The following is a 6,518-nucleotide window of genomic DNA, read 5'->3' as shown; positions in this document are numbered from 1 at the left end:
GATTCGGTTCCGTCGAGATTCGCCTGCCGGTCGGCGCCAGCGCGTCGATCGACGACGTCGAGGTCTACGGCGGCAGCGCCAGCGACCGGCGCAAGGTTACGCCGGCCGAGGGCACCCCGCACGTGGTGTTGACCGGCCGGGTGGTCTGCGGCTCGGTCAAGGTCAAGGGCCCGCGTCGGTCGTTGCTGCACCGTCGCGCCTGACCGAAGTTCTCTTCCACCGTTGGTGCCGGAGGCGGGGCTCACCAGGCGGGGATAGCGTGGGCGGCCAAGGTGGTGCTGGCGTGTCGGCCGGTCGTCCGGTTGCCGCTTTCTGCCTGCCCCTGCTGGCGTCGAGTGTGCGCTGACGGCTTCGAGTGTGCACAGGGGGCGGGATTTCCGCGATTGTCCCGCCCACGATGCACACTCGACGCCCAGGATGCACACTCGATCCACTGGACGCAGACGTGACCCGAAAACACCCGCATCAGGGGGCAGTTTTCCCACTTGTCACCAAGGTGAGCTCGTTCTGTCGTTTCGATCCCAGACGAGCGGCAAAACGACTGGTGAAAGCATTGTCGAAAACATGGGGTGCTGTTCGCGACACGTGAGGTAGCCCGCGCTAGTGGGCTTGCCGGCGATTCCAGTCCCGTCGGCCCGGCTGCGACGGCACCGGCTCCGGCTAGATGCCGCGAATCGGCGAGATAAATCTCGCTAATCGGCGAAATCATGCTCGCGAATCCGCGAACTCTCACCCACTGGAGCCGGGCCGAGCGCGAACCCGGACGCGGCAGGGGCCATCATCGAAACTTTCGTGATCTCAGAGCTCCGGCGACAACTCGGATGGTCACAACAGGCCCCTCGACTGTTCCACTACCGCGATCGAGACGGCGCCGAGGTAGACCTGATATTGGAAACCGCGGACGGCCTCATCGCCGCGATCGAGATCAAGTCGGCGGCAACCCTCCGCGGCAAAGACACCCGCTGGATCGCCCGACTCCGCGACAGAGTCGGCACACGCTTCGCCGGCGGCCTCATACTCCACACCGGTCCACAAGCCCGGCCATTCGGCGACCGGCTCGCAGCCGTACCCATCGAAGTCCTCTAGTCCCCCAGGGGGTAGTTTCCCGACTTCTAAACAAGGTGAGGTGTCTGTGCCGTACCAAGGAAGTCGCTGGTCATGCTAGGCGAACTACGGCAGAGCGCCCCGAGGGTACTGAGGTGTCATTGATCTACCCGCTGCGCGAAACGCTGGGCTGCGTGCCGGTTGGCGCAATGATGAACGCGGTGATGCCGGCGTGGTGCCAGCGCCCTAATCCGTGGCGGATGGGTGGCTGGGGGCGGCGTGTCGTAGCCACAATGTGCGTCTCTCGCCGTCGACGAGGTACCACAGCCGGCCACCGCTCGTGACCTCGTATTGCCACTGCTCCATCGCGACGCCGCGGTGCACACCGCTGGCGAGGCGACCTTTGAGCCGGTGGTGTCGGCCCGTCGCAATCGGATTGTCTGGCCGGGAACGCAGTTCGTGCCAGGCCACCGCGGTGTTGGCTGGGACCTGCTGACATAGCGCCTCCCAACCCTTTACCGCCTCACTGGTGGCGAATCGCAACTCCCACTCGACGGCGCTACCGGCCGGCGGTGCGATGCGATCGCCGCGTTTGGGCGTCAATCCGCTACCCGAGGCTGGGCTGGGGCACAGTGCCGAAGTCGCTGTCACTGGGCATGGTCAGCACCGTGGTCAACTCGGGATCGACCAACACCTCCGCGGTGTGTCGCCAGCTTTCGATCACCTGCACTACCGGCGTTGGGTTGTCGATCGCGTCAGCCGCTCGCATTGTCGACACCAGCTCCAGCACGAAGTCCCGCACCTCGTCGCGGGACAGAAATGTCACCCACGGAAATACGTCGGGGACGATCTCTGTCACCAGTTCGCGCACGTGCGGATCACGCTGCATCAGGGCGACGAAGATTCGGGCGGTCACCGACGATGCTTCGCGCGCCTGGGCAGCGCGCGTGGCGGTCGTCAACACCAAGTCCTCGGCGTCGCGGCGCTGGACCCGCAGAACCCGGCTCTGCGAGCGACGCAACCAATCTTCGACGGTGGCCTTGCCGCGCAGCTGCAGATCGGAGAAGGTCACGCTTTCCATGTCATTAAAACTACTTGTAAGGTCGGCCTTTGTCGAGGTCGCCCTGATCCCGGGCTCCAAGGGCTCGACAAATTGACGGATCTCCCGGGCATGCATGGGGGGGTAGATTCCCGACTTGTCAGCAACCTGGCGCTGGTGTGTCGGCCGGTGGTGCGCTTGCCGCTTTATGTCTGGCCCTGCCGGCGGTCGGCCGCGTGCGGCGACACGCTTGGCCCATTCGGTGGTTTTTCGGCACAGCACGTTGAGGTGACCTCACGTATCGCGAACAAACCCGCGTCCTCGGCGTCGAGTGTGCACTGACGGCTTCGAGTGTGAACAGGGGGCGGGATTTTCGCGATCTCCCCGCCCACGATGCACACTCGACGCCCAGGCTGCACACTCGATGCACCGGACGCAGACTGGCCCCCTAATCCGTGAGGCGAGCAGCCTTGGCATTTCTGGCCGATACGCGATGGACAGCTACGGTATGCTGGCATACGTGAAACGGACGACAGTCAAGATCCCTGACGCGTTGGATGCTCGTCTGCGGCATGAGGCTGCGCGACGGAATGTGACCATCTCGGACGTTAGCCGTGAAGCGCTCGAGGCATACCTTGGCACGACCGGTCCCCGTCGGCGCCTCAACGCAGCGGCCGCCGGCCGTAGCGGCCGAAGCGATGTCTCCGAGCGTATCGAGGAAATCTTGGCTGCCGAGGTCGAACCGTAGCGGCAATTGTTGTCGATGCGGGCCCCCTGTATGCCTACGTCGACGCCGACGACGCTCATCATGCGCAGTCGCTGGAACTTCTACAGACCCATCCGGGCCCGTTGATTGTCCCGACACTCGTCATCACCGAGGTGGTCTACCTGCTGGCTACCCGACTGGGCGCCGAAACCGAGGTGCGATTCCTCGGGGACCTGGCCGACGGTGCGTTCGCCGTCGAACCGGTAGCCGCCGGAGATTGGCTGCGGATCGCGGAACTTGTTGCCCGATACCGAGACCTGCCACTTGGCAGCGTAGACGCATCCGTGGTGGCCACAGCGGAACGGTTGGGCATCAGTGAGATCGCGACCGTCGACCGCCGTCACTTCACCGTCGTCCGTCCGTGCCATACCGAGAGCTTCACCTTTCTTCCGTGAATCCCTCTGGGTGTCGTCGGAGTCGTCTCACGCCGGCGGCTGATCACGTCATAACTGGGCGTTGGGCCACACTCCAACACCGGCGCGACAGGGGGTAGTTTCCCGACTCGCCGCCAAGGTCAGGTGAGTCTGGTGGCTGGCCGTCCGCTTGCCGCTCTCTGCCGGCCAGCCGCGTCAGCCGACCGTGGGAGATACCCTGACGACATGCCTGTTCGTTCCGCCCTGTCCGCCGGTGTGGTGTCGCCGACGCTTCCGGTGCCCAAGTCGATAGCGCGCCCGGAGTACGTCGGCAAGGCGACCGCCAAGGAGGGCGCCGAGCCCTGGGTGCAAACGCCCGAGGTGATCGAGAAGATGCGCGTTGCCGGACGGATCGCCGCCCGCGCGCTGGCCGAGGCGGGCAAGGCCGTCGCGCCCGGTGTCACCACTGACGCGCTGGACCGGATCGCCCACGACTACATGGTCGATCATGGCGCCTACCCCTCGACATTGGGCTACAAGGGATATCCCAAATCGTGCTGCACGTCGCTGAACGAGGTGATCTGCCACGGTATTCCCGACTCGACCGTGATCCAAGACGGCGATATCGTCAACATCGACGTCACCGCCTACATCGACGGCGTGCACGGCGATACCAACGCCACGTTTCTGGCCGGCGATGTCGCCGAGGAGCACCGCCTGCTGGTCGAGCGCACCCACGAGGCAACCATGCGGGCGATCAAGTCCGTCAAACCGGGCCGCGCGCTGTCGGTGGTCGGCCGCGTCATAGAGTCGTACGCAAACCGGTTCGGCTACAACGTCGTTCGCGACTTCACCGGTCACGGTATCGGCACCACCTTTCACAACGGCCTGGTGGTCCTGCACTACGACGAGCCCGCGGTCACCACCATCCTCGAGCCCGGGATGACGTTCACCATCGAACCGATGATCAACCTCGGCTCGCTGGACTACGAGATCTGGGACGACGACTGGACCGTGGTCACCAAAGACCGCAAGTGGACCGCGCAATTCGAGCACACTCTGCTGGTCACCGAGTCCGGCGCGGAGATTCTCACCCTTCCGTGAGCGGCGCGCTGCTGATCGCCGGCACCACCTCCGACGCAGGGAAATCAATCGTGGTCGCCGGTCTGTGCCGATTGTTGGCGCGCAACGGAATTCGGGTCGCGCCGTTCAAGGCGCAGAACATGTCCAACAACTCCGCGGTCACCGTCGAGGGCGGGGAGATCGGCCGGGCTCAGGCGATGCAGGCGCGCGCCGCCGGTCTGGTGCCCAGCGTGCGATTCAACCCGATCCTGCTCAAGCCGGGTAGCGACATGACCTCCCAACTGGTGATCAGGGGACAGGTCGCGGGGGTGGCCACCGCCGCGGAGTACTGGTCGGATCGCAACACGCTGTCCGCCGTCGTGCAAGACGAATTGGCCAAACTGCGAAACGAATTCGACGCGGTGATCTGCGAGGGCGCCGGGTCGCCGGCCGAAATCAACTTGCGTGCAACGGATTTAGCGAACATGGGGCTGGCGCGCGCGGCGAATCTGCCGGTCGTGATCGTCGGCGACATCGACCGCGGCGGGCTGCTTGCGCACCTGTTCGGGACGGTGGCCGTCCTCGACCCGGACGACCAGGCGCTGATCGCCGGTTACATCGTCAACAAATTCCGTGGTGACGTCGCGTTGCTCGAGCCGGGCCTACGCCAACTCGCCGAGCTCAGCGGCCGACCCACCTACGGGGTGCTGCCCTACGCCGAGGAACTGTGGCTCGACACCGAGGACGCGGTCCCGGTTTTGGCGCACCGCGTACTGGGCACACCGAGGCCGCCACGGGGTGACCAGTGGCTGCGCGTCGCGGTGCTGCGGTTGCCGCGGATCTCCAACTCCACCGACGTCGAGGCGCTGGCCTGCGAACCCGGCGTGCTGGTGCGCTGGGTCGGCGAACCCGCCGACCTGGCCGACACCGACGTGGTCGTGCTGCCGGGAACCAAGGCCACCGTCGCGGACCTGGCCTGGCTGCGCGCGCGCGGACTGGAGCAGGCGATCCGCGCGCACGCCGCGTCGGGCCGGGCCGTGCTGGGCATCTGCGGCGGCTTCCAGATGCTGTGCCGCTCGATCGACGACGCGATAGAGAGCCGGTCCGGCCGAGTCGCGGCGATGGGGATGCTGGACGCCGACATCACGTTCGCCCCGGAGAAGGTGCTGCGCCGCTGGGAGGGCTCGCTACACGGCTATGAGATTCATCACGGGCGGGTGGACCAGTGCGCGGACGACACCTGGTTCGACGTCGACGGTGTTGCGCAGGGATATCGGCGCGGCCAGGTGTTCGGGACGCACTGGCACGGCCTGTTCGACAACGACCACTTCCGGCGGCAGTGGTTGACCGCAGCCGCGGCCGCCGCCGGCCGCGAGGGATTCGTCGTTGCCGACGACGTGAATGTGGCTGCGCGAAGAGATGCCCAGCTGGACCTGATGGCCAACCTGCTGGATGCGCATCTCGACGTCGAGGCGGTGACCGGGCTGCTCGAGGGCGGGCCGCCGCGGCGTCCGACGATCGTGGCGGCGCTGAGCCCAAGCCCGCCAATGCCTGCCGCGATCAAGGGTTTTCGCTGAAGGCGCCCCGGTGCTGCACACGAGTTCAATGTTGCGCAGATATGTCGCCCTGCCACAGCGCTACCGATGGCTCGTCCTATCGCGACATCGACCGTTCGTCGTCCCGCGTCTGGTGGATCAGCGGTGTGGTGGTATGGGCGTGTTGGGCCACCAGCTGGCTTCGCGCAGGAGAGTGGCGATGGCGGGGACGGTGAGGGTACGCACGAGGAAGGTATCAAGCAGCAGCCCGCATCCGATGATGAAGCCAGCTTGAACCATGATAGCCACCGAGCCCGCCATGAGACCGAACATGCTGGCGGCGAAGATCAGTCCGGCCGAGGTGATGACCGAGCCGGTGCTGGCGACGGTCCGTAGTACGCCGACGCGGATGTTGTGTCCTGATTCTTCGCGCAGCCGAGAGACGAGCAGCATGTTGTAGTCGGCGCCGACGGCGACCAGGATGATGAACGCCACCAGCGGTACTGGCCAGGCGATGGGATAGCCGAGTCCCCATTGGCATACCAGCACGCCGATGCCGAGTGAGGCCAGGTAGTTGAGCACGACGGTGCCCAGCAGATAGAGCGGGGCCAGTATGGCGCGCAGCAGCAGCACGAGGATGAGCCCGACGATGATCAGGGTGGCGATGGCCAGTTGGGCGAAGTCGGCGCGGAGCAGTCGTTGGATGTCGGAGTTGACGG

Annotated in this window: 8 protein-coding genes and 1 pseudogene; 6 read left to right on the top strand and 3 right to left on the bottom strand. The window is 65.7% G+C overall.

The genetic code is table 11. From position 1 onward, the window contains the following. Together AC2VOG_RS12435 and AC2VOG_RS12430 are read left to right on the top strand one after the other, a co-directional pair. A pseudogene (locus AC2VOG_RS12435) lies at positions 1-203 on the top strand (hypothetical protein); the annotation flags it as partial. A gap of 514 nt (positions 204-717) precedes the next feature. After that, positions 718-1,086, top strand: a complete 369-nt coding sequence (locus AC2VOG_RS12430; RefSeq protein ID WP_486940202.1) for a DUF4143 domain-containing protein — start codon at positions 718-720, stop codon at positions 1,084-1,086. Between the two features lie 204 nt (positions 1,087-1,290). On the opposite strand, the gene AC2VOG_RS12425 is transcribed toward AC2VOG_RS12430, so the two are convergent. After that, on the bottom strand, positions 1,291-1,647 hold the full coding sequence (locus AC2VOG_RS12425) for a hypothetical protein (protein WP_486940200.1): 357 nt from the start codon (positions 1,645-1,647) through the stop codon (positions 1,291-1,293). Between the two features lie 4 nt (positions 1,648-1,651). Then, positions 1,652-2,125 (bottom strand): hypothetical protein, encoded by a 474-nt coding sequence (locus AC2VOG_RS12420; RefSeq protein WP_486940199.1) that lies wholly within the window; start codon positions 2,123-2,125, stop codon positions 1,652-1,654. Positions 2,126-2,507: 382 nt separating this feature from the next. Here AC2VOG_RS12420 and AC2VOG_RS12415 point away from each other — a divergent pair, with 382 nt between their 5' ends. From AC2VOG_RS12415 to AC2VOG_RS12400, 4 genes are all read left to right on the top strand, one after another. Beyond that, complete coding sequence (locus tag AC2VOG_RS12415; protein ID WP_486940198.1) at positions 2,508-2,831, top strand: ribbon-helix-helix domain-containing protein; 324 nt, start codon at positions 2,508-2,510, stop codon at positions 2,829-2,831. 5 nt (positions 2,832-2,836) lie between these two features. Then, on the top strand, positions 2,837-3,244 hold the full coding sequence (locus AC2VOG_RS12410; protein ID WP_486940201.1) for a type II toxin-antitoxin system VapC family toxin: 408 nt from the start codon (positions 2,837-2,839) through the stop codon (positions 3,242-3,244). Between the two features lie 204 nt (positions 3,245-3,448). Beyond that, the gene (map, locus tag AC2VOG_RS12405) at positions 3,449-4,306 is read left to right on the top strand and encodes a type I methionyl aminopeptidase (RefSeq protein ID WP_486940197.1); all 858 of its coding nucleotides are present in this window, start codon (positions 3,449-3,451) and stop codon (positions 4,304-4,306) included. Beyond that, positions 4,303-5,841, top strand: coding sequence for a cobyric acid synthase (locus AC2VOG_RS12400; RefSeq protein ID WP_486940196.1), 1,539 nt, complete (start codon positions 4,303-4,305; stop codon positions 5,839-5,841). Before map ends, AC2VOG_RS12400 begins: the two co-directional genes overlap by 4 nt. A gap of 117 nt (positions 5,842-5,958) precedes the next feature. Here AC2VOG_RS12400 and AC2VOG_RS12395 read toward each other — a convergent pair. Further along, positions 5,959-6,518, bottom strand: a 560-nt coding sequence (locus tag AC2VOG_RS12395; RefSeq protein WP_486940195.1) for an MMPL family transporter, incomplete at its 5' end; no start/stop codon positions are given.

Source organism: Mycobacterium sp. TH-M11, from assembly GCF_057473725.1.
This window is presented reverse-complemented; position numbering and strand designations above follow the sequence as displayed.

Coding starts and splice junctions, on each gene's coding strand:
- AC2VOG_RS12420 (WP_486940199.1), bottom strand. CDS start 2,125: ATGGAAAGCGTGACCTTCTCCGATCTGCAGCTGCGCGGCAAGGCCACC.
- AC2VOG_RS12415 (WP_486940198.1), top strand. CDS start 2,508: ATGCACCGGACGCAGACTGGCCCCCTAATCCGTGAGGCGAGCAGCCTT.
- map (WP_486940197.1), top strand. CDS start 3,449: ATGCCTGTTCGTTCCGCCCTGTCCGCCGGTGTGGTGTCGCCGACGCTT.